We start from the raw sequence: 23258 nt of genomic DNA, 5'->3' as shown, positions 1-23258 counted from the left end.
GTGCAATAATGTCTCGAATTGGTAGGCTTCCCATCGCTATCCCCGGCGGCGTCGACGTGTCGGTTTCCGGCCAGGACGTCACCGTCAAGGGCCCCAAAGGTCAGCTCGCGCTCTCCGTGGCCGAGCCGATCGCGGTGAATGTTGATGACAATACGGTTCTGGTGACCCGGCCCAATGACGAGCGCGAATCGCGTTCGCTGCACGGCCTGACCCGCACCCTCGTCGCGAATATGATCGAGGGCGTCACCAACGGGTACACCAAGGCGATGGAAATCGTCGGAACCGGTTACCGCGTGGTCGCCAAGGGTTCTGATCTCGAATTCTCGCTGGGCTACTCCCACACGATTCTTTTCGAAGCTCCCGAGGGTATCACCTTTACGGTGACGACCCCGACCAAGTTCACGGTCTCGGGTATCGATAAGCAGCTCGTGGGTGAAACCGCAGCGAAGATTCGCAAGCTTCGTAAGCCCGAACCCTACAAGGGCAAGGGTGTCAAGTACGCGGACGAAGTTATTCGTCGCAAGGCTGGAAAGGCTGGTAAGTGATGGCTGTTACCATCAAGGGCAAGGGCAAGTACATCGCTCGTGCGCGCCGCCACTTCCGGTTGCGCAAGCGTATTTCCGGTACCGCCGCGCGGCCGCGTCTCGTGGTTTCGCGTTCCAACCGCCATATTTACGCCCAGGTTATCGACGACGTCGTGGGCCGCACTCTCGCGGCCGCCTCGTCCTACGAGGCTGACCTGCGCGAAGCGGAGGGTACCAAGACAGAAATCGCGCGGAAGGTCGGCGAACGCGTCGGTCAGCGCGCCAAGGACGCTGGGATCAGCGCCGTGGTCTTCGACCGCGGTGGCAACCAGTACCACGGTCGCGTTGCAGCTGTCGCCGAAGGTGCGCGCGAAGCAGGACTCGATTTCTAACGGCTGAGGAAAGGCAGAGGAAAATGGCTGCAGAGCAGCAGGATCCGGCCCAGAACGGCCGGGAAAATCGCAACGAAGGTCGTCGCGGCCGCCGCGACAACCGTCGTGAGAACCGCCGTGACAACCGTCGCGGTGAAGAAAAGAACGCTTATATCGAGCGCGTGGTGACCATTAACCGCGTTGCGAAGACGGTCAAGGGTGGCCGCCGGATGTCCTTCACCGCCCTCGTGGTGGTGGGCGACGGCAACGGCCTCGTGGGTGTCGGCTACGGCAAGGCCCGCGAAGTTCCCGCCGCTATCGCCAAGGGTACCGAGGAAGCGAAGAAGAACTTCTTCCGCATCCCGCGTATCGCGCGGACCATCCCGCACGTGGTGCAGGGCGAAGACGCCGCCGGCGTTGTGCTGCTGCGCCCGGCCGCTCCCGGTACCGGCGTTATCGCCGGCGGCCCGGTGCGCGCCATTATGGAGTGCGCGGGTATTCACGATGTGCTCTCCAAGTCGCTCGGTTCCTCGAACGCGATCAATATCGTGCACGCCACCGTGGCTGCCCTCAAGCAGCTTGAGCAGCCCGAAGCGGTTGCCGCCCGGCGTGGGCTCCCCATCGAGCGCGTCGTTCCCGAAGCTATGCTGCGGGCCCGCGCCGAAGCGGAAGCCAAGGAACGCGAGATCGAAGAGGCCGAAGCCGCCAAGGCGGAAAATGAGGCCGCGGCCGCGGGAGTTGGTGCGTAATGGCAAATCTTAAGATCACCCAGGTGAAGGGTGTTGTTGGTGCGATCCAGCGCCAGAAGGACACCCTGCGCACGCTCGGTCTGCGCAAGATCGGTCAGTCCGTTGTGCGCGAGGATACCCCCGAGGTGAAGGGCATGGTTCGCGCCGTGGCTCACCTCGTTACGGTGGAGGAGGTTGACTAATGGCGGAAGCAGAAAAGGATTCCATCATTAAGCTGCACGACCTGCGTCCGGCTCCCGGTTCGAACAAGGCGAAGATTCGCGTTGGTCGCGGTGAAGGATCCAAGGGTAAGACGTCCGGTCGCGGTACCAAGGGTACCCGGGCACGTAATACCGTGCGTCCCGGCTTCGAAGGTGGCCAGATGCCGCTGCATATGCGCCTTCCGAAGCTGCGCGGTTTCAAGAACCCGTTCCGGGTCGAATACCAGGTCATTAACGTTTCGGCGCTCGGCGAGCTCTTCCCCGAAGGTGGGAAGGTGACCTCGGCGGATCTCGTCGCCAAGGGCGCGGTTCGCAAGAACTCCCCGGTCAAGGTTCTCGGAACCGGTGAGATTTCCGTCAAGCTCGACGTCGAAGTGGAAGCGTGGTCGAATTCGGCTAAGGAAAAGATCGAGGCTGCCGGGGGTTCTATCTCCGCGCCGCAGGTCGAATCCAAGTAATACGCGCTGGCCGCACGGCCACCGTTTGACTGAGCACTCACCCACACTCTGTGGATGAACAGTGCGAAATTTGCTCGTCCCCGCTATTATGGCGGGGGCGAGCTTTTTTCTGGGCGCAGGCAGCCCTGCTGAAGTATTGCTTTGCTGCGGAAAGATTGCTTTCAGTGGCGAATAAGCAGCGTGGCCGGTGCGCCGTCGTACGTACTTTCCCAGAAAATACGCTTGTCCCCATTTCCGTCACCCGACGGTTCTCGACGATAACGGACTGCCCCGCGCGATCCGTCACCATCAGGAGGAATCTTGATTAAGGCTTTCGCAGCTGCTTTCCGCACCCCGGATCTGCGCCGCAAGTTGCTTTTCACCATGATGATTATGGTGATTTACCGCTTGGGCAGCTTCATCCCGGCTCCGTTCGTGAGCCTGAGTAATATTCGGGAGTGCACCACGCAGCAGTCGGGCGCGCAGGATCTCATCGATATGCTCAACCTGTTCTCAGGTGGCGCGATGATGCAGCTCTCCGTTTTCGCCCTCGGAATCATGCCCTATATTACGGCCTCGATTATTGTGCAGCTGCTGCGCGTGGTGATCCCGCGCTTCCAGGAACTGCATAAGCAGGGGCAGTCGGGTACCGCGAAGCTGACGGAATACACCCGCTACCTCACCATCGGGCTGGGCCTGCTCCAGTCCTCGGTTGTGGTGGCCACCGCGAACTTCACGCTTTTCGCCGGCTGCAAAGAACCGGTGATCCCGAATGCCACCTGGTGGACCTACACCATGACCATCCTCGCCATGACGGCCGGCACCGGCCTCATCATGTGGATGGCCGAACTCATCACCGAACGCGGGGTGGGTAACGGTATGTCCATCCTCATCTTCACGGGTATTTGCGCCGGCTTCCCCTCGATGATGGGTCAGATCTACGCCGGGCACGGCATCGGTACCCTCCTCATCGTGATCGTGGTCTTCGCGCTCATCACCCTGGTTGTTACCTTCGTGGAGCAGTCCCAGCGCCGCATTCCGGTCCAGTACGCCAAGCGTGTGATCGGCCGGCGCACCTACGGCGGGTCCACCACCTACCTGCCCATCAAGATCAATATGGCGAACGTTATCCCGGTGATCTTCGCTTCCTCGATCCTCATGCTCCCCACCATGATTTCCACCTTCGGGAATCAGAACTCTTCGTGGGTGATCTGGATCCAGCGCAATTTCCAGCACAATGGCTGGGCCTATATCCTCACCTACGCGCTTCTCACCTTCGCCTTCACCTTCTTCTACACCTCCATCGCCTTCGATACAGACGAAGTGGCGGACAATATGAAGAAGTACGGCGGCTTCATTCCGAATGTGCGCGCCGGCAAACCCACCGCGGATTACCTCCACTTTGTTTCGAATCGCCTCACCTGGGTGGGCGCCACCTACCTCACCATCGTGGCCCTCATCCCGCTGCTGCTCTTCAGCGCGCTCGGCATCGTACAGTCCGGTTTCGGCGGTACCTCCATCATGATTCTGGTGGGTGTGGGCCTCCAGACCGTCAAGGACATCAACGCCCAGCTCCAGCAGCGCCACTACGAAGGCTTCCTCGGCGGTATCCGCTAACGCGGCCTCGCCCCTTCTTTCAGGCGGGGCGCGCGGGCGCTCCGCATCGATAACACAGAAAGGTGCCACTCATGTCAGTACGTTTGATTTTGGTTGGCCCCCCGGGCGCGGGCAAAGGCACCCAGGCGGCCGGTATCGCGCAGCGCTACGGTATCCCGGCGATTTCCACCGGTGACCTGTTCCGCGCGCACGCCAAGGCCCAGGATGAACTCGGGCGCCTGGCGGCCTCCTATTCGGAAAAGGGCGAGCTGGTTCCTGATTCCGTCACCAACCAGATGGTGGAGGAGCGCCTGGGCGAAGCCGATGCGGCCGCCGGTTTCCTCCTGGATGGCTACCCTCGCAACCTCGACCAGGTGAGCGCCCTGGATGCCATGCTCGGTGAGAAGAACGTGGACGCCGTGGTGGAATTGCAGGCCGACGACGACGTGGTGGTCCAGCGCCTCCTCGGGCGCGCCCTCGAGCAGGGCCGTGCCGATGATACCGAGGATGTTATCCGCCACCGCATCGAGGTGTACCACGCCACCACCAAGCCGATTATCGACGCCTACGCCAGCCGCGGGCTCGTGGTCTCCGTCAATGGCCTGGGTACCGTGGAGGAAGTCGCGGCCGCGATTGATAGCGCGCTGCGCGATTTCCTGGGCCGGTAGGCGCACCGATGATTAATCTTCGCAGCGAGGCGGATATCCTGGGCATGCGCCAGGCCGCGCTCGTGGTGCGCGCGATTCACGATGACTTGCGCGCCCACGTGAAAGCCGGAATGTCGACGGCGCAGCTCGACCAGCGCGCCAAGGCCGTCTTGGAGGCACACGGGGCCGTCTCGAATTTTTACGGGTATTACGATTACCCGGCCCAGACCTGCATCTCGGTGAATAACACCGTGGTGCACGGTATCCCCAGCGAAGAGGAAATCCTGGAGCCGGGAGACTTGGTCTCCTTCGACTGCGGGGCGCTCCTCAACGGCTGGAATGGGGATTCCTGTTTCTCCATTGTTCTTCCGGGTGGGGATGAGAAGCAGATGGCCGCCCGCCAGCGGCTCTCCGATATTACGGAAGAATCCATGTGGGTGGGTATCGCCGCGATGGCCACCGGAAAATTTGTATCCGATATCGGGGCGGCTATCGACGATTTCGTGGTAGCCCAAGATCCCGAACCGGGCATCGTGGAAGAATTCACCGGGCACGGCATCGGGCGGGCCATGCACGAAGACCCCACGGTCTTCAACTACCGCACCCGCGGGCGCGGGCCCCGGCTCAAGGCCGGCATGGTGCTGTGCATCGAACCGATTCTTACCGCAGGCTCCCAGGAGAATATCACCCTGGCCGATGGCTGGACGGTTAAAACCGCGGACGGCCAGGATGCCTGCCATTGGGAAAGCCAAATCGCCAAGCACGCCGGAGGTATCTGGGTGCTCAACGAGCCCGATGGGGGAGCGGCCCGCCTCGCTAAGTACGGCGTGGTGCCGGTACCCCTCGGGGACTAAGCCGCGCCGTCGTACTGAAGGTGTGCGGTTCTGGGCTAAGGGCCTGCGCGCCGCAGCTGCGCCGTCGTACTAAAAGTGCACCGCGCACAACCGTTCCCCGCGCAATTCTCGCACTACACGTGACCCATAACATCGCTGCCGCCCCTTACGTAGGGGCGGCTTCGTGCAGTAGTATTGAACGTCGGTGCCGTGTGCCCGTATGGCGCACGCTTGCGCACCGATTTTGATGTCCCGCACAATCCGGTGCGGGCAACACTGTTAGCGAGGAACATGGCGAAGAAAGACGGCGTCATCGAAGTTGAAGGTAGCGTGATCGAAGCGCTGCCCAACGCGATGTTCAAGGTCGAGCTGGAAAACGGGCACGAAGTTCTGGCCCATATTTCCGGCAAAATGCGTCAGCACTACATTCGTATCCTGCCCGAGGATCGGGTGGTTGTAGAGCTCACGCCCTATGACCTGAACCGCGGGCGGATTGTCTACCGCTACAAGTGATCAACAAGGAAAGTTATTCATGAAGGTCAAGCCGAGCGTTAAGCGCATTTGCGATAACTGCAAGGTCATTCGGCGCCACGGTCGCGTCATGGTGATCTGCAGCTCGAATCCGCGCCATAAGCAGCGTCAGGGCTAAAGCCCCGTTGCACCAGCACTGTTAGCCGCAAGGCAACCCCCGGTCCGGAGGCCGGGGCTCACGGATTAGAGACCCGTGGGAACAGCAGTGCCCGACACCTCCGGCATAACTAAGGGAGCTAAGAAATTGGCACGTCTCTCCGGCGTTGATCTCCCCCGCGAAAAGCGGATTGAGATCGCGCTCACTTACATTTTTGGCATTGGACGCACCCGCGCCCACGAGACCCTCGCCGCTACCGGGGTGAACCCGGATACCCGCGTGCGTGATCTCACTGAAGACGATCTGGTGAAACTCAAGAACCATATCGACGAGAACTACAAGGTTGAAGGCGACCTGCGCCGCGAAGTCCAGGCCGATATTCGCCGCAAGATCGAAATCGGTTCGTACCAGGGCCTGCGTCACCGTCGCGGCCTGCCCGTGCACGGGCAGCGCACCAAGACCAACGCGCGCACCCGCAAGGGCCCCAAGCGCACCGTGGCCGGTAAGAAGAAGGCCAAGTAGGCTTCGTCGTAGTTCAGGAGAAATAGATTATGGCTCGTCAGACTCGTTCTGCTAACGCCGGTGCGCGCCGTCCGCGTCGCAATCAGCGTCGTAATGTCACCGTGGGTCAGGCCCACATTAAGTCCACCTTCAATAACACCATCGTGTCCATCACCGACCCCACCGGCGCGGTGATCGCTTCCGCGTCCTCCGGGATGGTTGGCTTCAAGGGCTCGCGTAAGTCGACTCCCTACGCCGCGCAGCTCGCCGCGGAAAACGCCGCGCGCCAGGCCATGGAACAGGGCATGAAGAAGGTTGATGTATTCGTCAAGGGTCCGGGTTCCGGGCGCGAAACCGCGATCCGTTCCCTGACCGCCTCCGGGCTGGAAGTCACCTCCATTTCCGATGTGACTCCGCAGGCCTTCAACGGGTGCCGCCCGCCCAAGCGCCGTCGCGTCTAATACGCGTTTGGCCGCAACTGCGTCGTCGTTCTTAACGACGACGCCGCGCGCAGCGGCCCCGGCCGCTGCGGCACCCCTCCCAGGGCGCGGGCTTTGACAGGAAAAACCGCGCCCGAACCTCGCGGACAGACGGAGTTTCGCGAGGCTACGCAAACCTCATATAGCGGTTGTTTGCGGAAAGGAAAGAATCGTGCTTATTGCACAACGTCCCGTTCTGAGTGAAGATAAGATCTCCGAATTCCGGTCCCGGTTCGTCCTCGAACCGCTCGAACCCGGATTCGGGTACACGCTGGGCAATTCCCTGCGCCGTACCCTGCTGTCCTCCATTCCCGGTGCTGCGGTCACCTCGATTCGCATCGATGGGGTGCTCCATGAGTTCTCCACCATTCCCGGTGTGAAGGAAGATGTTGCGGAAATCATCCTCAACCTCAAGGAACTTGTTGTCTCCTCGGATAACGACGAACCGGTCCTCATGTACCTGCGGAAGACCGGCCCGGGCGAAGTAACCGCCGCGGATATCACCCCGCCGGCGGGCGTGGAGATCCTCAACCAGGATCTGCATATCGCCACCCTCAATGACAAGGGCAAGCTCGAAATCGACCTCACGGTTGAACGCGGGCGCGGCTACGTTTCCGCGGCTCTCAACAAGGGCGATAACGATGAGATCGGCCGCATTCCGATTGACTCGATCTACTCGCCGGTGCTCAAGGTTTCCTACAAGGTGGAAGCCACCCGTGTGGAACAGCGCACCGACTTTGATCGCCTCGTGGTGGATGTGGAAACCAAGGAATCGACGACCCCGCGGGACGCTCTCGCCTCTGCCGGCAAGACCCTCGTGGAGCTCTTCGGCCTGGCCGTGGATCTCAATGACGAAGCCGAAGGCATCGAAATTGGTCCGGCACCGGTGACCGAGCAGCGCTCCTCGGATCTGCAGCGTCCGATCACCATCCTCAACCTGCCCGCACGTTCCCAGAACTGCCTGCAGCGCGAAGGTATCCACACCATTGGGGAACTGGTGCAGCGTTCGGAAGCCGACCTGCTCGATATTCGCAACTTCGGGGCGAAGTCCATCGATGATGTCAAGGATGAACTGGCGAAGATGGACCTGAGCCTCAAGGATTCCGGATCGAGCTTCCTCGGTGGCGGATTCGATGATTTCGGGATGCAGTTCAGCGACGATTCTCAGGCCTGAGCAGCCACATAATTTACTAGGAGTAGACAATGCCTAAGCCCACCAAGGGTCCGCGCCTCGGCGGTAGCCCCGCCCACCAGCGCAAGATTCTTGCCAACCTGTGCAAGGAACTTATTCATCACACGTCGATCAAGACCACCGAAGCGAAGGCTCGCGCGGTGCGTCCCCACATCGAAAAGCTCATCACGAAGGCGAAGAAGGGGGATACCCACAATCGCCGCCTGGCCCTCAAGGTGCTGGGCGATCGTGAAACCGCCTACATCCTCTTCGAGGAACTCGCCCCGCTGTTCGCGGAACGCGAGGGTGGCTACACCCGCATCACCAAAGTGGGCAACCGCCGCGGTGATAACACCCCGATGGCCGTTATTTCGCTGGTGACCGAGAAGGTTTCCCCGAAGCAGGCGGTTGTCAAGGAAGCGGAAAAGGCCGCTGAGCGTGCCGCTGCCGCGGAAGAAGCCGAGTCGGCTGAGTCGGCGGAATCCGCTGAGTCGGCCGAAAGCGCGGAATCTGCTGAATCTGCTGAAAGCGCCGCTTCGGCGGAAAGTGCCGAATCTGCTGAATCGGCTCCCAGCGCGGACGAAGCTGCGGAAGCCGAGAAGGCCGAAGAAGCTAAGTAAGCTAGATAAGCGCCCGCGGTTGGTTCGGTCACGTGAGTAAACCGAACCGCCGGGAAGCTTGAGAGAAGGGCTTCGGAAACGTGAGTTTCCGGAGCCCTTTTCGCTGCCCGCAGGACGCGGGGCTACTGTTGCCCGCAGGAAGCGGATCTACTATTGCCTGCGGGAGCGGGGCTACTGTTCCGCACGAGCCCGCTCGGAGGCGGCCACCAGATCCCAAGCGCGCACCCCGCCACTCATCCCGGCGGCATTCGGAATAAAGACTACCGAGCCGCTCAGGCGTTCACGCACGCTCTCGGTGATACGCGCCGCGTTACCGCCTCCGAGGTAGAGGGTGTCCCAGCGAATTACCGGGTAGAGGGACTCAATAGCGCGGGCCACCTGCCGGCTCCACGCGGCATCGCCCAGGCGGATGCGCTCAATTTCGCCGATCACATCATCGTAGGTGAGGCCCCAGCGCAGCGGGGCATGTGAAAACTCCAGGTGCGGGGCCAGCACCCCGTTATCAACAATGGCATTGCCCAGTCCGGTTCCGAAAGTGAGGACCACTTCCAGACCCTGGCCGGTCACGGTTGCGGCAGCGGCTACCTCAGCGTCGTTGAGCACCAGGGTGGGCCGGGAAAAACGCGCGGCGAGGGCAGCGCGAATATCCAGGCCGTTCCAGGCGACCTCCATCTCCGGGTCGAGGCGGGTATGCGGGCCGGCGCGGCGAATGTAATGCGGGGTATAAACCACCACGCCGTGGCGGAGCATCCCCGGCATTCCCACCGTGAGGCGCTCGAAATCGCAGCCCTCGGCGCGCAGTGCGGCGGCATCCGCAGCAATGATATGTTCCAGGGCCGCGGGGGAGAAGGGGTAGCGGACCGGGGTGCGCCGGGCCGGTCCGATCTGGGTGCCGGCCGCGTCCAGCAGCGCCGTTTTGATACCGCCCCCGCCGCAATCAACCGCGAATGTGCGCGGTCCGGAAACAGCGGCCGCGGTGGTGGCGTTCGCGGCGTCCTCCGGGCTGGGCGCACTCGCGTACATCGGTGCGGTGCCGAGTGGGAGCGCCGGCTCCTCATTTTCGAGTACACGGCCCTCGGCTACGTGCCCCTCGAGCCCGCGGCCTTCTGGCGCGCGGCTCGCGGGTATGCGGGCGGAGGGCTCGGCATGGGAAACTGGATCCATGAGTGACACGCTAGCGCAAAACCTTCGGCTTCGGCTTGATCTTTCCTACGACGGTACTGAATTTCACGGTTGGGCGGCGCAGCCCGGCCTGCGCACCGTGGAAGGCACCCTCACCGAAGCCCTCGCCACGGTGTTGCGCGTGCCGGTCACCCTCACCGTTGCCGGGCGGACCGACGCCGGGGTGCATGCCCGCGGGCAGGTCGCCCATATGGATGTGCCGCGCGGGGCGCTCGCCGCGGCGGCGGGGCGCTCTCAAGATGACCCGACCCGGGTACTGGTGCGGCGCGTGCAGGGCCTGCTCGCGCGCGATGCGGGCGGCCCCCGGGGGAGTGCCGATATTGTGCTCCACAGCGCCCGCGAAGTCTCCCCCGATTTCGAGGCCCGTTTTTCCGCGGTTTCGCGCGAATACACGTACCGCATTGCGGTGGGTCACTTTGATCCCTTACGACGACGCGACGTCCTCTGGCTGGCCGGCCCGCTCGACCTCAACGCGATGCGGGAGGCCGCGGCCTCCCTCCTGGGCGAACACGATTTCCTCTCCTATTGCAAACCGCGCCCGGGGGCGACGACGGTTCGCGAGCTCCTGGCCCTGGACGTGGCTGAAGCAGGCGAGCTGGTAACCATCCACGCGGTGGCCGATGCTTTTTGCCATTCGATGGTGCGGACCCTGGTCGGCTCGCTGCTCCGGGTGGGCGAGGGGCAGCGCGACGCCGCCTGGCCACTCCGGCGCCTGCACGAAGCGAGCCGCGACGGCGAGGTGGTGGTGGCCCCGCCCCATCCCCTCACCCTGGAAAAAGTGAATTATCCTGAACCGAGTCAGTGGGCCGCGCGTGCAGCGGCATCCCGGGCTATCCGCACCCTGCTCGAGGATTAGCCGGGCGCTACTATTGCCCAAGCTCGGCGCGGCGAAACGTGCCGCCGCTGCTCCGCACGTGACGAGCATCGTCAATTCAGGCCGATTTAATGTGTCGTAGGCGCCGAGTAAAATCGAGGCGTGACTCAGGAACAAAGCGATGTCGGGCAAACAACGCCGGTGCTCTCGGTGCGGCACAGCGCTGACCAGCGCTGGCCAGTCCCCGCGCGCCCGCCCGCCTATACCCGCCTGCCCCGGCAGCGGCTGCGGCGCGGCTTCCCTTTGTATGCGGTCTTGGCGGGGCTGTTCGTCGTCGTCGCCCTGATTTATAGTTTCTGGCTGGCCGTGCTGCTTTTGCTGCGCGGGCTCCCCGGGCAACCGCTGTGGTGGCTGCACCTGCTGGTATTTTGGGCGCTCGCGGCGTATTTCGCTTTCCCGCGCCTCCACCAGCTGTTTTCGCTCATGTACGTGCCGGATTATTTCTTCGGGCGCACCAAAACGGCGGACGGCATCCTCGGGGACCCGGTCAATATCGGCTGGGAGGGCAGCGAGGCGGATATTCACGCGGCCATGCGGGCCGCCGGCTGGATCGAAGCCGAACCCATTACTTTCCGCACCTCTTGGCGGATAATTGTGGCCGCGGTACTGCGCCGCTCCTATCCTTCCGCACCGGTCTCCGATCTGTATTTGTTTTCCCGGAAACAAGAATTCGCCTACCAGCAGGAAGTGGATGGCAATGCGGCCCGGCGCCACCATGTGCGCTTCTGGCGCTGCCCGCCGGATTGGACGCTTCCGGGTGGGGAACGCATCACCTGGCTCGCCGCCGGAACCTTTGATCGCAGCGTGGGTCTGTCTATTTTCACCGGGCAATTCACCCACAAAATCGATCCGAATATTGATGCGGAGCGGGATTTCATTATCAATACGGTGCGCTACGCGGATCCCGATAGTCACGTGAGCGTGATCGAGCAGTATTTCAACGCCTATAGCTCGCGTAACGGCGGCGGGGATGAGATTCAAACCGACGGCGATCTTCCCATCCTCGATGTCACCGGCGCGGCCGCGCGCCTGGAGGAGGGGCTGGAACTGGAAGAGGAGCTAGAGTTGGCCCTCCCCGATGCCGAGGGAACGTGCGGTGAGGAAGCATGCGGTGAGGGAACGTGCGGTGAGCGCGGTTCCGGTAATGGTACGACGGCGCAGCCGGGCCGCGGGCGCTCTAGCCATCCGCGCGCGGGTCGGCAGGGTTCGGGATACCAGGGCCGGCGCCGGCAAACCGGCCCGGCTGGCAAACCCGGGTGGCGCAATTCCAGTGCCATGGCGGAAAAAGCCACCGAGCTGGCGCGCATCGCGGCTGAACACCGCGTCCCGCCCGGGGCCCTGCTCTTTTCCGCTGTCGCGATCACGGTGCTGCTGGGCGCCGCGCTGGTCACCGATATGCTTCCGGCTTCCGCGGTGGATGTGGTGCTCTACCTGGTTATGCTGCTGCTCCTGTTCGGGGTGGCCAACCATTCCCGAGTGGCCTGGGTACTCTTCCTTGCCTGCGAAGCGGGTATCGCCCTGCTCTACCTATTGCTTGCAACCACGGGGGAAACCGCGGCCATGTACCCGGCCGGGATCTCGGTGCTGGTGGTGCTGGCAATCACCGCGCCGCATGTGCGCCTGTGGGTCACAGAAGGCCGGGCCGAACCCGTGGTGGACCTGCCCACCCCGATTCTGTAATGCCAGATCCTGTAATGCCAGATCCTGTCATGCCAGATCCTGTCATGCCCGTTTCTGTCATGCCCGCTTCTCTAGCGCCCACCCGCACTGCCGCGGCGCGCAAGAAAGCGAGGCGGCGGGCCGGTGCGGCGTCGTCGTACTTTCCCGCGCTAAAGCGCCGGTGGAGTACCTCACAGCGCCGGCAAAGCTTTGACCGACATAGGAGCTACGGGTATGATAGAGCGTTGTTGTCCATACCATCGGCGCGATGCTTATTCCCACTCGTCGCGCGCTGTGAAGGGCACATCTAACTTTTGACCGTTACGGTTTCGCCCGCCACCACGGCGGATGTTCGGAACCAATATCAGAAACGAAGGCTACGCACGTGCGCACGTACACTCCTAAGCCCGGCGACATTGAGAAGAAGTGGTACATCATTGACGCCACCGATGTTGTCCTCGGGCGTTTGGCAGCTCAGGTTGCCGCCCTGCTCCGTGGGAAGCACAAACCGAATTTTGCTCCTCACATGGATACCGGCGATTTCGTTATTATCACGAATGCGAGCAAGGTGACCCTCACGGGAAGCAAGGCAACGCAGAAGATGGCTTACCGGCATTCCGGTTACCCGGGGGGCCTCAAGGCCACCTCGTACGCCGAACTCCTTGCCTCGAATCCCGAGCAGGCCGTTATTAAGGCGGTGCGCGGCATGCTTCCGCACACATCTCTCGGCCGTCAGCAGCTGAAGAAGCTGAAGGTTTTCGCCGGCGCTGAGCATCCGCACGGAGCTCAGAAGCCCGAACCTTACGAGCTGAAGAAGATCGCCCAATAAGCGAGTCGCGTTCGGCCGCTTTTTTCGGAACAGGATTTACATCAATGTCAGAAACTCAAATTGACACCCAGGTGGAGGAGGAGTTCAGCGGCTCCTACACCACAGAGACCGAAACCCCCAAGGTCGGTCAGGGTGTATCCGCCGCTGTCCCGGGTCAGGCACTCGGCCGCCGCAAGGAAGCCGTTGCCCGCGTCCGGCTCGTCCCCGGCTCCGGGGAATGGAAGGTGAACGGCCGCGACCTGGCCGATTACTTCCCCAACAAAATCCATCAGCAGCTCGTGAAGTCCCCCTTCACCCTGCTCGATCTCGAAGGCCGTTTCGATGTTATCGCCCGTATCAACGGCGGTGGCATTTCCGGCCAGGCCGGTGCGCTGCGTCTTGGCATCGCCCGCGCCCTCAACGAAATTGACCGCGAAGCGAATCGCCCGGCCCTCAAGAAGGCCGGTTACCTCACCCGCGATGCTCGCGCGGTGGAACGCAAGAAGGCCGGCCTGAAGAAGGCCCGCAAGGCTTCGCAGTTCTCCAAGCGTTAAGCTTCGGCGTTATGCGCCACTTCGGCGCAGCGCTCAGTTTTTACAAGGGAGGTCCTACTTCGGGGCCTCCCTTGTTGTATATGGCGTGCTCGAGGTGCTTGTGTGAGGGGTGCTTGTGCTCCGTTCGCTGTTTGCTGTTCGCGGTGCGCGGTTCGCTGTGCTCCGCGCGCCGTTTGGCCACCCCGCGTCCACCCCGCGTTCCTTTTTCCGCCGGCCGGCCGCGCGCGTTACAGTAGAACACAGCGCACCCGCGGTGCCAACCAGGCCGGCCAGCTTCAACAAGCTCCACAGCCGCCCCGGTTCCGGGCCCCGCGGGCGAAGTAGAACAGAGGGAAGCACATAGGTGCGGCACCGGCCGCGCCCCGGCGAAAGGCTGAGTAATGCCACGACTTTTTGGAACAGACGGCGTCCGCGGACTCGCAAACCGCGCACTCACGGCGGACCTCGCCGTGAAATTGGGTGAAGCCGCGGCCCGGGTCCTCACCCGCGAATTCGACGGGGAAGGCCGCCCGCGCGCGGTCATCGGCCAGGATTCGCGCGTCTCGGGCGGGATGCTGTCCCAGGCGGTGGCGGCCGGGCTCGCCGGCGCCGGGGTGGACGTGGAACACGTGGACGTTATTCCCACCCCCGGCATCGCCTTCCTCACCGCGGAAGGCGGCTATGACCTGGGCGTCATGATCTCCGCTTCCCACAACCCCATGCAGGACAACGGCATTAAATTCTTCGCCAAAGGCGGCTTCAAACTCGAAGACAGCCTCGAAGACGAAATCGAAGAACTCCTCGGCACGGACTGGGGCCGCCCCACCGGCGCCGGCATCGGCCGCATTAGCGATACCGCGGAATTCGGGGATCGCCTCTACCTCGACCACCTCACCACCGCGATCACCACCCGGCTGGACGGCCTGACCATCGTCACCGATTGCGCGAACGGTGCCACCTCCGCTATCGCACCCGAGGCGCTGCGCCGCGCCGGAGCGAAGGTTATTGTTATTAACGCCGATCCTTCCGGATACAACATTAACGACGGCTGCGGCTCCACCCACCCGGAAGCCCTCCAGCGCGCGGTCGTGGATAACGACGCCGATTTCGGGGTGGCTTTCGACGGCGACGCGGACCGCTGCCTCGCGGTCGATCACGAAGGCGAGCTTGTGGACGGCGATCAAATCATGGCGATCCTCGCCCTCGCCCTCAAAGACGCCGGCAAACTCGCGAAAGACACCCTCGTCGTCACGGTCATGTCCAACCTCGGCCTGCTCCTGGCCATGAAGGAGCACGGCGTGCGCACGATCCAAACCGGGGTCGGGGACCGCTACGTCCTCGAAGAAATGCGCCGCGGGGGCTACAGCCTGGGCGGCGAACAATCCGGCCACGTCATCTCCCTCGAAAAAGCCACCACCGGTGACGGCTCCCTCACCAGCCTGCTCCTCGCCCAGCAGGTCGCGGCATCCGGGCGCAGCCTGAAAGAGCTGGCCAGCGTGGTCACCCGCCTCCCGCAAATCCTCGTCAACGTGCCAAATGTGGATAAAGCCGCGGCTTCCACAAACGAGCAGGTCCAGCGCGCGGTCCGCGAGGCCGAGGAGCGCCTAGGGGAGACCGGCCGGGTGCTGCTGCGCCCCTCGGGCACCGAGCCGCTGGTGCGCGTCATGGTCGAAGCCGCCACCCAGGAGGAGGCAGACGCCGTGGCGCACGAACTCGCGGACGTGGTCGCCACGAACCTCGCGCTATAACTTTTGCGGTGCGCGCCGCGCAGTATTTTTTACGACGCCGCCGCCAGGTAGCTTGCGCCCCGGCCCGCCTACGCTGCTGGCCGGGGCGCAGCCTAGCTATGGGCCGGGCGGCTACAACTTACGCAGGTGAATGCGCTGGACCCGGTGGTCGGCGCCCTTGCAGAGCATAATATCGGCGCGCTCGCGGGTGGGCTGAATATTCTCCAGCAAATTGGGCAGGTTGATGGCGTTCCAGATGTCAAGGGAGCGGGCCCGCAGCTCGGCGTCCGGCATATCCGCAAATTGGTGGAAATAGGCGCCGGGCAGATTAAAAGCGACGTCGCGCAATTTGAAAATACGCGAGAGATACCAGGTTTCCAGATCTTCCGGGGAAGCGTCCACGTAAATCGAGACGTCGAAGAAATCGGAAACGGCGGTGAGGTTCCCGGTGTAGAAAGCGGCATCCGTGGGAGTCACGCGCGCGGGGGCGCCGGGCCGCGAATCAGCTCGCTTGCCGGCCGCGGTGCCGTCCCCGGCATTCCTGTTCGGCCAGCCGGCTGCCAGCAGTGGCGGCTGGAGCACATTGAGCCCTTCCAGGATGAGAATATCCGGGTGGGCCACCACCTGGTGCTGACCGGGCACAATATCGTAAATAACGTGATCGTAGCGGGGCACCTCCACGCGGTCCTCCCCGGATTTGACCCGCCGCAGAAAATCAAGAAGCGCGGCGTGATCATAGGATTCCGGGAAACCCTTGCGGTCCATGAGGCTGCGCTCTTCCAGCACCGCATTGGGGTAGAGGAAGCCATCCGTGGTCACCAGGTCCACGCGGGGTGTGTAGGGCCAGCGCCGAAGCAACTCTTGGAGAAGTCGCGCCGTCGTCGATTTTCCTACCGCAACCGAACCGGCAATACCGATCACAAAAGGCGTGCGCTGTTCGCGCAAACCCAAAAAATCCGAAGTTTTGCGGTGCAGATCGCCGATTTCCTGGGCGTACATTTGCAGCAGCGCGGAGAGCGGGCGGTAAATAGCATCCGCTTCGGCCAGGTCAATCGGGTCGCCCAGGGCTTTCAGGTGCCGCACATCCGTGTGCGTGAGGGGGAGGGGCGCGTTCTTGGCGAGGGCGCTCCATTCGTCGTGCGTGAAGGTGACGAGGTGACGGTTGGACTCCATGGGGCCAGCCTACTAGCTGGGCGGCGGGGTGCGCGGGCGCGGGTATCGCGGCGCAGGTGCGCGGCTCCGCTTGCGGTTCGTGACCGCGCCGGCCCAGCTCCGGGTGCGCGGGCGCGCGTTACCATACCAGTATGTTGCGTACCTATGATGCCGCGACCGTGCGAGCCGCGGAAGAACCCCTGTTGGCGGCCGGCGAGCCGCTCATGGCCCGGGCCGCTCGGGCGCTCGCGAATGCGATTATTTGGGAGCTGCGCCGTCGCTCCATCCGCGTGAGCGGGACCCGCATCGCGATTTTTGCCGGGGCGGGTAATAACGGCGGGGACGCCCTCTACGCCGGTGCATATCTGGCGCGGCGCGGGGCCACCGTGGTGGCGGCGCTTCCGCTGCCTGCTTATCACCGCGCGGGGGCGCAGGCTTTGGAGCGCGCCGGCGGCACCCTCATCCGCGAGGCCAGCGCGGCGCAGGCGGTTGAGCTCGCGCGCCGCAGCGCCGTCTGGGTGGACGGGCTGCTCGGCATCGGGGCGCGTGGGCCGGCGCGCGAACCGCTGGCTTCGTGGCTTGCCGCGCTGGAATCCGAGCGTCTGGCCAGCCCGGTGGAACCGCTCGTGGTCGCGGTGGATACTCCCTCCGGGATCGGGGTGGACGACGGCGCCCTGCCCGGCCCCTACCTCTCCGCCCACCTCACCGTGACCATGGGAGCAGCCAAGGCCGGGCTGGTGCTCGACCCGGCCCGCCGGGCCGCGGGGCGCATCGAGGTGGTGGAGCTCGGCTTCGCCCCTCACCTGGGCGAACCATCCGTGCTGCGCCTGGGTGATTCCGATGTGGCGGACCTGTGGCAGGTCCCCGGCGCGGACGACCACAAATACACCCGCGGCGTGGTGGGGATCGTGTCCGGTTCGGTGCAGTACCCGGGTGCGGGTTTATTAACGACGACGGCCGCTCTCGCGGCGGGACCCGGGATGGTACGTTACCTCGGTGAGAATGAGGTCGCGGAGCTGGTTATCACCGCGCATCCGGAAGTGGTGGCGGCCCCGGGGCGGATCCAGGCCCTCGCGGTTGGTTCGGGCGATCCTCCGGGAGCACCGGCCCTCCTGCACGCCGCGCTTAAAGACGGGTCCCCGGTGGTTGTGGATGCCGGCGCTCTGCCCACCATCGCCGATATGGCGGCGCGGGCGGGCGTGCGGTTCGGCGAGCACGTGGTGCTCACCCCGCACGCCGGGGAAGCCGCCCTACTCGCCGCGCAACTGGATCTCCGCGACGGGGATGGCAGGCCTTTTAGCCGCGCGGTGATTGAGTCCTGCCCGGTGGCGGCCGCGCGGGCTCTGGCGGCCCGGTTGGGGGCGACGGTGGTGCTCAAGGGATCCGTTGATGTGGTGGCCAGCCCGAGCGGACAGTGCTACGCCCAGGGCGGGGCGCCGGGCTGGCGCGCCGTGGCCGGGGCTGGCGATGTGCTGGCCGGGCTCATCGGAGCCATGCTCGCTCAGCACGCTGTGGTTGGCGAGCACACGGAGGTTGCGGGGCACACTGAACTCACCGAGCCGGCAGATGGCGCGGGCGGGCCCACCGCAATCGATGCACCCGCTGCGACTGCCTGCCTGGCACCCGGGGCGGCCGCCCGTATTGCGGCCGCTGCCCTGCACGTTCATGCCCGCGCTGCCGCGCTCGCGGCCGGAACACCTTTCGCCGCGCCGGCGCGGGGCGCGCTCGGGGAGCCCGCGCCCGCGCCGGGCCGGCCTATCAGTGCAGCCCAGATCGCCGCGCGCATCCCGGAGGTCATCGGCCAGATTCTGGGCGGCGCGTAGAATACAGGCACGCCCGCGCCGCGGCCCGCGGCCGGCAGCTCGCAGCGCGGCTCGCCCGCAGGTGACCAGCGCGCCGCAGCTCGCCAGTCCCGCCCCGCACTCCTATCCGCGCCTCAACAGGAAGAACACCATGTTTAGCCTTGATCCCGCAGTTTTCACCTCCCGAGCTACCATCAGCCTGGGTGCGCTCGAGCAGAACCTCACCCGGGTACGGGCCCATCTCACGGGCCAGAAAATCATGGCGGTTATCAAAGGTGATGCCTACGGCCACGGGTTGCTTCCCGCCGCTTGAGCCGTGGGATCGCTGCCGTTTGCGCGCACGCCCGCCATATGTCGCCCGCCGCGCGCGCATTCGCACGCGCGGGAGCGGACTACCTGGGGGTTGCCCAAGTTGCCGAAGCGCTCGCGCTGGTCCGGGAATGGGGGGAGCAGCCTACCGAAGGTGAAGCACTAGCCGGCCACCCGGCCCTGCCCCCGGTGTTCTCCTGGATTTACACCCCCGATAGTGATCTCGCCCCAGCACTCGAAGCGGGGATTGAACTCTCGGTGGGGGATACCTGGATGATTGAGGCGGTGGCGCGGGCCGCTCAGGCTACCGGCCACACCGCCCGGGTTCACCTGAGCGTGGATAGCGGCATGACCCGCGAGGGCTTCAACCTGGAAGATATCCCCGCGGCCGCACAACTCCTCGCCACACACCAACAGGCCGGGCGCCTCGAAGTCGTTGGCATCTGGAGCCACCTGGCCTGCGCGGATGACCCGGATAGCGATGCCACCACCAGCCAAATCGCCGTTTTCGACGAAGCCCGCCGCCTCGCCACCCGCGCCAGCCTCACCCCGCGCCTGGCCCACCTTTCCGCCTCCAGCGGGGTGCTCTGGCACCCGGGAGCCCGCTACGATATGGTGCGCCCCGGCATTATCCTCTACGGGCTCAGCCCCGAACCGCGCCGCACCCTCGCCTCCGACCTGGGCCTGCGCCCCGCCATGCGCCTGGAATCCGAGCTTCTCACCACCCGCCAGCTTTCCCACCGCGCCGGCGTTTCTTACGGGCACACGGCCGTTGTTGAGGACGGGGCCGTGCTCGGCGTCGTACCGCTCGGATATGCCGATGGGGTTCCGCGGGCGCTGTCCAATAAGGGCTATGTGACGGTCGGGGAGGGGCCGGCCGCTCAGCGCGCGCCCATCACCGGGCGGGTGTGCATGGATCAGTTTGTGGTGCGCCTGGATGGGCCGCTGCCGGCCGGCACCCCCGTGGTGCTCTTCGGCGACCCGGCCCGCGGGGAAGTGAGCGCCGCGCAATGGGCACTGGCCAGCGGCACGATTTCTTATGAGATTATTACCCGCGTGGCCGCCCGGGTCCCGCGCTTGTACGTGAAGTAGGCACCCGCACGCCCTACGCCCGCGCCCGCGAAGCGACGTAGAATAGCACGGTGACTGAGAAGATCCTTATTGAGGACGCCGAGGCGATGCACGCCGTTGGCTGCGCCCTCGGAAAGCTCCTGCGCGGCGGCGACCTCATCATGCTCAACGGGCCGCTGGGCGCCGGAAAAACCACAATGACCCGCGGAATCGCGGAAGGCATGAACGTGGGCGGGCGCGTCACCTCCCCGACGTTCGTGATCGCCAATGTGCACCGCTCGCGGGCCGGCGGCCCCGACCTCGTCCACGTGGACGCCTACCGCCTCACCTCCCTGGAAGAACTGGACGCCCTGGACCTGGATTCCTCCCTGGAAGAATCCGCCACCGTGGTGGAATGGGGCGAAGGCAAAACCGAGGTCCTCACCAATGACCGCCTCGATATTGATATTGAACGGCCCGTCGGCGCCGCGGCCGGCAGCGATGTGCTCGACCTGTACGTCGATTCGCCCCGCACCCTCAGCCTGCGCGCTTCCGGCCCGCGTTCGCGCCAGCTCGCCGCCGACCTGCTCGCCTCGTACCACCAGGAGAATGCTTCATGAATATTTTGACCATTGATACCAGCGACCTATCCGTGGTGGGCCTGGTCCGCGTGGAACATTTTGGGAACGACGGCGCCGCCGGGCAGATCGCCACTCTGGCCCGCGAGGTGTCCCCGGATTCGCGCCACCACGCTGAAACTCTCACCCCGATGGTCAAGGCAGTCCTGGAAGCAGCCGGGGTGGAACGCGCCGATGCCATCGTGGCGGGAACCGGGCCCGGGGCCTTTACCGGGCTGCGTGCCGGCTTGGTGACCGCCCGCACCCTCGCTTTCGCCTGGGATGTGCCCCTCTACGGCGTTTCCTCCCTGGAAGTGCGGGCCCTGGGCACGCTGCGCGAGGGAGCTACCCGCGCGCTCGCGGTTATCGATGCCCGGCGTAAGGAACTGTATGTGCTGAGCGCAGAAGTAGCACCGGCTGCCCAGAGCGCGGCGCGCGGCGAACTCACCGTCACGGATGGCCCCCGCATTATCCGCCCGGCCGAGGTACCTGCGCTGCGCGGCGAACATACCAGCGTCGTCGTATCCCATGGGGATATGTATCCGGAACTGAGCGGGGCGCGCGTGGTGGAATGCGAACCGGAGCTCATGGTGGCGCGCGCGGGCGCGAAGTTGGCGGCGGGCGAGGCGCTCGATACCGAGCCGCAATATTTGCGCCGCCCCGATATCGCGCAGGGCGTGGCCCAGCCGGCGGGCAGCGGTTACCTCGGCAGCTAGGCGCGTGGTGGGGAGTGAGATGCCGCGGCACTGGCGCGATGTGCCGATGCGGCGCGTGGTAGCTGATCCGTCCTGGGCGCGTGACCTGGCCCGTTTCGACGCCGCCCAATTTGGCGCGCGGGAAGCCTGGCCGCGCGGGGCCTGGGAGCAGGCGCTGCGGGCCAGTAGCGAAGCCTACCTGCTCTACACGGTGGAACCTCCGCGGGAAGTGATGGAGCGGGGCGAAGCTGCGGTGTTCCCGGGCACTGCCGCAAATTCGGTAGAGCACGGCGCCACTGCGGCCGTGCCCGGTGCCGCCACACCAAACGCTCCTTCCATTAATGCGCTTGACGATCTTCACCCGCCCATCCTGGCGGCCGGCGGGGTGAGCCTGGGAGTGGAAGCCGAAATCCTCACTCTCGCGGTGGCGCAGGCGGTGCGCGGGCAGGGCCTGGGCGGTGCGCTTCTTGACGACCTCATGACCCTGGCGCGCGACGCGGGCGGGGAAACCATGTTCCTGGAGGTCCGCTCGGACGACCCGATTGCCACCGGACTCTACGCCTCGCGCGGCTTTACCGCGGTGGGGCGGCGCCCTGGCTACTATCACGGGCGCGACGCCACGATTATGCGCTGTTCATTAGCCGCCGCTTCGGCCTAAACTATCCCTTTGCGGGCTCGCGGGAGAATCCGCCGGCACAGCGTAGTGAAAGCGGAAAGGAAACGGGGATGGCGGAATGCAGCGGCGCGAATATGACGGGTAGCGCGGATGCTGTGGATTATGCAAACTTTGAGGTCCACCGGCTGCGCCAGCCCCTCCCGATCTGCCCGGAACTTTTCGGCTTCGCCCCCTCCCCGAATATCAGCGCGTGGGTCGGCCCGCACCTGGCGCTCCTCGGCTGGGGCGAATACGTAGCGGTAGAAAGCGAGGCCCCGGATACTCTCGAACGCGCGGCCGCGCGCTGGGCGCAGCTGAGCGCCGCGGCACGGCGCAGTGGGCAAACCGGGCAAACCGAGCGAAACGGGCACAACGCGCGAACCGCGCGAACCGGGCACAAGAATACGCAGAAGTACGACGACGCAGAGCTGCCCTGCGCCCTCCCGCTCGCCTTCGGATCTTTCGGGTTTCTCCGGGGCGGAATGCTCCTGATCCCGGAAACTCTCCTGGTGATCACCAAGGAAGCCAGTTGGGTGATCGGGGTGGATTGCGGGGAGCTGGCTCGGCGCCTGGACTCCCTGGACGGGGCGGCGGTGTGCGCGGCGGGCCGCGCCGCATTAGCGAGCATTCCCGGCTGCGGGGCCACGCACTCGGAAGGCGGGAGCCTGAGCGAAAGTGAATGGTGCACGGCGGTGGCCACGGTGCGCGATATGCTCCGCGCGGGCCAAGCGGACAAAGTTGTGCTGGCCCGGGATAAAAAACTGCGGGCGCAACGGGATTTCGATCCGCGCCTGCTGTGCGCTCACCTGGCGCGTTCCTATCCGAGCTGCTGGATATACGCGGTGCGCGGCCTGGTGGGCGCCACCCCCGAACTTTTGGTTGGCACCCGGGCGGGGGAGTTTTCCTGCCGGGTGCTCGCGGGAACAGCCACAGCGGATGAGGGGGAGGTGCTCCTCGCCTCGGAAAAAGACCGCCGCGAACATGAGATCGCGGTGGAATCGGTGCGCAGCGCGCTTACTCCCGTGGCGAGCTCGCTGGATATTCCCGAGCAACCGGAGCTGCTCCGGCTCCCGAACGTGTGCCATTTAGCGACCGATGTGCGTGGGCGCAGCGAGCATTCCGCACTGGGCCTGGCCTACGCTTTGCATCCCACCGCGGCGGTGTGCGGCCAGCCCACCGCTCTGGCCCGCGATATTCTCACCGATGTGGAACATATGGACCGCGGGCGGTATGCCGGTCCGGTCGGCTGGGTGGACGCGGCCGGCAACGGCGAATTCGGGATCGCGCTGCGCGGGGGCCACATCACCGGAAACTTCATCACTCTGTACGCGGGAGGCGGGATTATGCCGCAATCTATCCCGGAGGCAGAATTCGCGGAAACCGAAGCGAAAATGCTCCCTATGCTGAGCGCGGTGGCGGAAAGCCGCTAAGCCCCGCAC

The 23258-nt window shown here is 64.7% G+C and carries 28 protein-coding genes; 26 read left to right on the top strand and 2 right to left on the bottom strand.

Annotated elements, in window-relative coordinates:
* Positions 1-8 precede the first annotated feature (8 nt).
* The 14 genes from rplF (at position 9) to rplQ (ending at position 8756) form a co-directional block, all read left to right on the top strand.
* Entirely contained in the window at positions 9-545 is a 537-nt protein-coding gene (rplF, locus tag ACRQEG_RS00300; RefSeq protein ID WP_026428277.1) for a 50S ribosomal protein L6, read from the top strand.
* Positions 545-916, top strand: coding sequence for a 50S ribosomal protein L18 (gene rplR / locus ACRQEG_RS00295; protein ID WP_016443087.1), 372 nt, complete (start codon positions 545-547; stop codon positions 914-916). The genes rplF and rplR overlap by 1 nt, the downstream gene beginning before the upstream one ends.
* A gap of 23 nt (positions 917-939) precedes the next feature.
* The gene (rpsE, locus tag ACRQEG_RS00290) at positions 940-1644 is read left to right on the top strand and encodes a 30S ribosomal protein S5 (protein ID WP_026428276.1); all 705 of its coding nucleotides are present in this window, start codon (positions 940-942) and stop codon (positions 1642-1644) included.
* On the top strand, positions 1644-1826 hold the full coding sequence (gene rpmD / locus ACRQEG_RS00285; RefSeq protein ID WP_026428275.1) for a 50S ribosomal protein L30: 183 nt from the start codon (positions 1644-1646) through the stop codon (positions 1824-1826). The genes rpsE and rpmD overlap by 1 nt, the downstream gene beginning before the upstream one ends.
* Positions 1826-2302 (top strand): 50S ribosomal protein L15, encoded by a 477-nt coding sequence (gene rplO, locus ACRQEG_RS00280; RefSeq protein WP_087070541.1) that lies wholly within the window; start codon positions 1826-1828, stop codon positions 2300-2302. Before rpmD ends, rplO begins: the two co-directional genes overlap by 1 nt.
* 300 nt (positions 2303-2602) lie before the next feature.
* Positions 2603-3898, top strand: a complete 1296-nt coding sequence (gene secY, locus ACRQEG_RS00275; RefSeq protein WP_026428273.1) for a preprotein translocase subunit SecY — start codon at positions 2603-2605, stop codon at positions 3896-3898.
* Between the two features lie 71 nt (positions 3899-3969).
* Positions 3970-4545: an adenylate kinase gene (locus tag ACRQEG_RS00270; RefSeq protein WP_026428272.1), complete on the top strand. Its 576-nt coding sequence runs from the start codon at positions 3970-3972 to the stop codon at positions 4543-4545.
* Positions 4546-4553: 8 nt separating this feature from the next.
* Entirely contained in the window at positions 4554-5378 is an 825-nt protein-coding gene (gene map, locus ACRQEG_RS00265; protein WP_087070542.1) for a type I methionyl aminopeptidase, read from the top strand.
* Positions 5379-5648: 270 nt separating this feature from the next.
* Positions 5649-5870, top strand: coding sequence for a translation initiation factor IF-1 (infA, locus tag ACRQEG_RS00260; RefSeq protein ID WP_016443080.1), 222 nt, complete (start codon positions 5649-5651; stop codon positions 5868-5870).
* 19 nt (positions 5871-5889) lie between these two features.
* On the top strand, positions 5890-6006 hold the full coding sequence (gene rpmJ, locus ACRQEG_RS00255) for a 50S ribosomal protein L36 (protein WP_016443079.1): 117 nt from the start codon (positions 5890-5892) through the stop codon (positions 6004-6006).
* 126 nt (positions 6007-6132) lie between these two features.
* On the top strand, positions 6133-6507 hold the full coding sequence (rpsM, locus tag ACRQEG_RS00250; RefSeq protein WP_026428270.1) for a 30S ribosomal protein S13: 375 nt from the start codon (positions 6133-6135) through the stop codon (positions 6505-6507).
* Positions 6508-6536: 29 nt separating this feature from the next.
* On the top strand, positions 6537-6947 hold the full coding sequence (gene rpsK / locus ACRQEG_RS00245) for a 30S ribosomal protein S11 (RefSeq protein ID WP_016443077.1): 411 nt from the start codon (positions 6537-6539) through the stop codon (positions 6945-6947).
* Positions 6948-7137: 190 nt separating this feature from the next.
* Positions 7138-8139, top strand: coding sequence for a DNA-directed RNA polymerase subunit alpha (locus ACRQEG_RS00240; protein ID WP_087070543.1), 1002 nt, complete (start codon positions 7138-7140; stop codon positions 8137-8139).
* Between the two features lie 29 nt (positions 8140-8168).
* A complete protein-coding gene (gene rplQ, locus ACRQEG_RS00235; RefSeq protein WP_087070544.1) occupies positions 8169-8756 on the top strand; it encodes a 50S ribosomal protein L17 in 588 nt (195 codons plus the stop codon).
* A 171-nt stretch (positions 8757-8927) separates the two neighbouring features.
* Here rplQ and ACRQEG_RS00230 read toward each other — a convergent pair whose 3' ends face one another.
* The gene (locus ACRQEG_RS00230; RefSeq protein WP_180948666.1) at positions 8928-9779 is read right to left on the bottom strand and encodes an ROK family protein; all 852 of its coding nucleotides are present in this window, start codon (positions 9777-9779) and stop codon (positions 8928-8930) included.
* Between the two features lie 139 nt (positions 9780-9918).
* Here ACRQEG_RS00230 and truA point away from each other — a divergent pair, with 139 nt between their 5' ends.
* From truA to glmM, 5 genes are all read left to right on the top strand, one after another.
* On the top strand, positions 9919-10794 hold the full coding sequence (gene truA / locus ACRQEG_RS00225) for a tRNA pseudouridine(38-40) synthase TruA (protein WP_101595385.1): 876 nt from the start codon (positions 9919-9921) through the stop codon (positions 10792-10794).
* 120 nt (positions 10795-10914) lie between these two features.
* Positions 10915-12492, top strand: coding sequence for an LssY C-terminal domain-containing protein (locus ACRQEG_RS00220; protein WP_219619184.1), 1578 nt, complete (start codon positions 10915-10917; stop codon positions 12490-12492).
* Positions 12493-12856: 364 nt separating this feature from the next.
* Positions 12857-13300: a 50S ribosomal protein L13 gene (gene rplM / locus ACRQEG_RS00215; protein WP_087070545.1), complete on the top strand. Its 444-nt coding sequence runs from the start codon at positions 12857-12859 to the stop codon at positions 13298-13300.
* Positions 13301-13344: 44 nt separating this feature from the next.
* Complete coding sequence (rpsI, locus tag ACRQEG_RS00210; protein WP_016443070.1) at positions 13345-13833, top strand: 30S ribosomal protein S9; 489 nt, start codon at positions 13345-13347, stop codon at positions 13831-13833.
* Positions 13834-14213: 380 nt separating this feature from the next.
* Positions 14214-15560: a phosphoglucosamine mutase gene (gene glmM / locus ACRQEG_RS00205; RefSeq protein ID WP_087070546.1), complete on the top strand. Its 1347-nt coding sequence runs from the start codon at positions 14214-14216 to the stop codon at positions 15558-15560.
* A 111-nt stretch (positions 15561-15671) separates the two neighbouring features.
* On the opposite strand, the gene coaA is transcribed toward glmM, so the two are convergent.
* Positions 15672-16712 carry a type I pantothenate kinase gene (gene coaA, locus ACRQEG_RS00200; protein WP_101595389.1) on the bottom strand — a complete coding sequence of 347 codons (1041 nt, stop codon included), beginning with the start codon at positions 16710-16712 and terminating at the stop codon, positions 15672-15674.
* A gap of 131 nt (positions 16713-16843) precedes the next feature.
* Here coaA and ACRQEG_RS00195 point away from each other — a divergent pair, with 131 nt between their 5' ends.
* The 7 genes from ACRQEG_RS00195 (at position 16844) to ACRQEG_RS00165 (ending at position 23249) form a co-directional block, all read left to right on the top strand.
* Positions 16844-18514, top strand: coding sequence for a bifunctional ADP-dependent NAD(P)H-hydrate dehydratase/NAD(P)H-hydrate epimerase (locus tag ACRQEG_RS00195; protein ID WP_101595392.1), 1671 nt, complete (start codon positions 16844-16846; stop codon positions 18512-18514).
* A gap of 130 nt (positions 18515-18644) precedes the next feature.
* Positions 18645-18806 (top strand): alanine racemase, encoded by a 162-nt coding sequence (locus ACRQEG_RS00190; protein ID WP_435706545.1) that lies wholly within the window; start codon positions 18645-18647, stop codon positions 18804-18806.
* Positions 18807-18844: 38 nt separating this feature from the next.
* Positions 18845-19894, top strand: coding sequence for an alanine racemase (gene alr, locus ACRQEG_RS00185; protein ID WP_435733744.1), 1050 nt, complete (start codon positions 18845-18847; stop codon positions 19892-19894).
* A gap of 50 nt (positions 19895-19944) precedes the next feature.
* Entirely contained in the window at positions 19945-20472 is a 528-nt protein-coding gene (gene tsaE, locus ACRQEG_RS00180; RefSeq protein WP_257960033.1) for a tRNA (adenosine(37)-N6)-threonylcarbamoyltransferase complex ATPase subunit type 1 TsaE, read from the top strand.
* Entirely contained in the window at positions 20469-21185 is a 717-nt protein-coding gene (gene tsaB / locus ACRQEG_RS00175) for a tRNA (adenosine(37)-N6)-threonylcarbamoyltransferase complex dimerization subunit type 1 TsaB (protein ID WP_087070548.1), read from the top strand. The genes tsaE and tsaB overlap by 4 nt, the downstream gene beginning before the upstream one ends.
* Before the next feature lie 19 nt (positions 21186-21204).
* The gene (locus tag ACRQEG_RS00170) at positions 21205-21822 is read left to right on the top strand and encodes a GNAT family N-acetyltransferase (protein WP_087070549.1); all 618 of its coding nucleotides are present in this window, start codon (positions 21205-21207) and stop codon (positions 21820-21822) included.
* Between the two features lie 68 nt (positions 21823-21890).
* Positions 21891-23249: an isochorismate synthase gene (locus tag ACRQEG_RS00165; RefSeq protein WP_087070550.1), complete on the top strand. Its 1359-nt coding sequence runs from the start codon at positions 21891-21893 to the stop codon at positions 23247-23249.
* Positions 23250-23258 lie beyond the last annotated feature (9 nt).

Origin of the sequence: Actinotignum stranguriae, from assembly GCF_051265215.1 — a bacterium.
GTDB lineage: Bacteria > Actinomycetota > Actinomycetes > Actinomycetales > Actinomycetaceae > Actinotignum > Actinotignum schaalii_C.
This window is presented reverse-complemented; position numbering and strand designations above follow the sequence as displayed.

Coding starts and splice junctions, on each gene's coding strand:
- ACRQEG_RS00195 (WP_101595392.1), top strand. CDS start 16,844: ATGTTGCGTACCTATGATGCCGCGACCGTGCGAGCCGCGGAAGAACCC.
- ACRQEG_RS00165 (WP_087070550.1), top strand. CDS start 21,891: ATGGCGGAATGCAGCGGCGCGAATATGACGGGTAGCGCGGATGCTGTG.
- ACRQEG_RS00170 (WP_087070549.1), top strand. CDS start 21,205: ATGCCGCGGCACTGGCGCGATGTGCCGATGCGGCGCGTGGTAGCTGAT.
- rpmJ (WP_016443079.1), top strand. CDS start 5,890: ATGAAGGTCAAGCCGAGCGTTAAGCGCATTTGCGATAACTGCAAGGTC.
- rplO (WP_087070541.1), top strand. CDS start 1,826: ATGGCGGAAGCAGAAAAGGATTCCATCATTAAGCTGCACGACCTGCGT.
- rpmD (WP_026428275.1), top strand. CDS start 1,644: ATGGCAAATCTTAAGATCACCCAGGTGAAGGGTGTTGTTGGTGCGATC.
- coaA (WP_101595389.1), bottom strand. CDS start 16,712: ATGGAGTCCAACCGTCACCTCGTCACCTTCACGCACGACGAATGGAGC.
- infA (WP_016443080.1), top strand. CDS start 5,649: ATGGCGAAGAAAGACGGCGTCATCGAAGTTGAAGGTAGCGTGATCGAA.
- rplR (WP_016443087.1), top strand. CDS start 545: ATGGCTGTTACCATCAAGGGCAAGGGCAAGTACATCGCTCGTGCGCGC.
- alr (WP_435733744.1), top strand. CDS start 18,845: ATGTCGCCCGCCGCGCGCGCATTCGCACGCGCGGGAGCGGACTACCTG.
- rpsK (WP_016443077.1), top strand. CDS start 6,537: ATGGCTCGTCAGACTCGTTCTGCTAACGCCGGTGCGCGCCGTCCGCGT.
- ACRQEG_RS00270 (WP_026428272.1), top strand. CDS start 3,970: ATGTCAGTACGTTTGATTTTGGTTGGCCCCCCGGGCGCGGGCAAAGGC.
- rplF (WP_026428277.1), top strand. CDS start 9: ATGTCTCGAATTGGTAGGCTTCCCATCGCTATCCCCGGCGGCGTCGAC.
- rplQ (WP_087070544.1), top strand. CDS start 8,169: ATGCCTAAGCCCACCAAGGGTCCGCGCCTCGGCGGTAGCCCCGCCCAC.
- glmM (WP_087070546.1), top strand. CDS start 14,214: ATGCCACGACTTTTTGGAACAGACGGCGTCCGCGGACTCGCAAACCGC.
- ACRQEG_RS00190 (WP_435706545.1), top strand. CDS start 18,645: ATGTTTAGCCTTGATCCCGCAGTTTTCACCTCCCGAGCTACCATCAGC.
- rpsE (WP_026428276.1), top strand. CDS start 940: ATGGCTGCAGAGCAGCAGGATCCGGCCCAGAACGGCCGGGAAAATCGC.
- rpsI (WP_016443070.1), top strand. CDS start 13,345: ATGTCAGAAACTCAAATTGACACCCAGGTGGAGGAGGAGTTCAGCGGC.
- tsaB (WP_087070548.1), top strand. CDS start 20,469: ATGAATATTTTGACCATTGATACCAGCGACCTATCCGTGGTGGGCCTG.
- ACRQEG_RS00230 (WP_180948666.1), bottom strand. CDS start 9,779: ATGTACGCGAGTGCGCCCAGCCCGGAGGACGCCGCGAACGCCACCACC.
- map (WP_087070542.1), top strand. CDS start 4,554: ATGATTAATCTTCGCAGCGAGGCGGATATCCTGGGCATGCGCCAGGCC.
- truA (WP_101595385.1), top strand. CDS start 9,919: ATGAGTGACACGCTAGCGCAAAACCTTCGGCTTCGGCTTGATCTTTCC.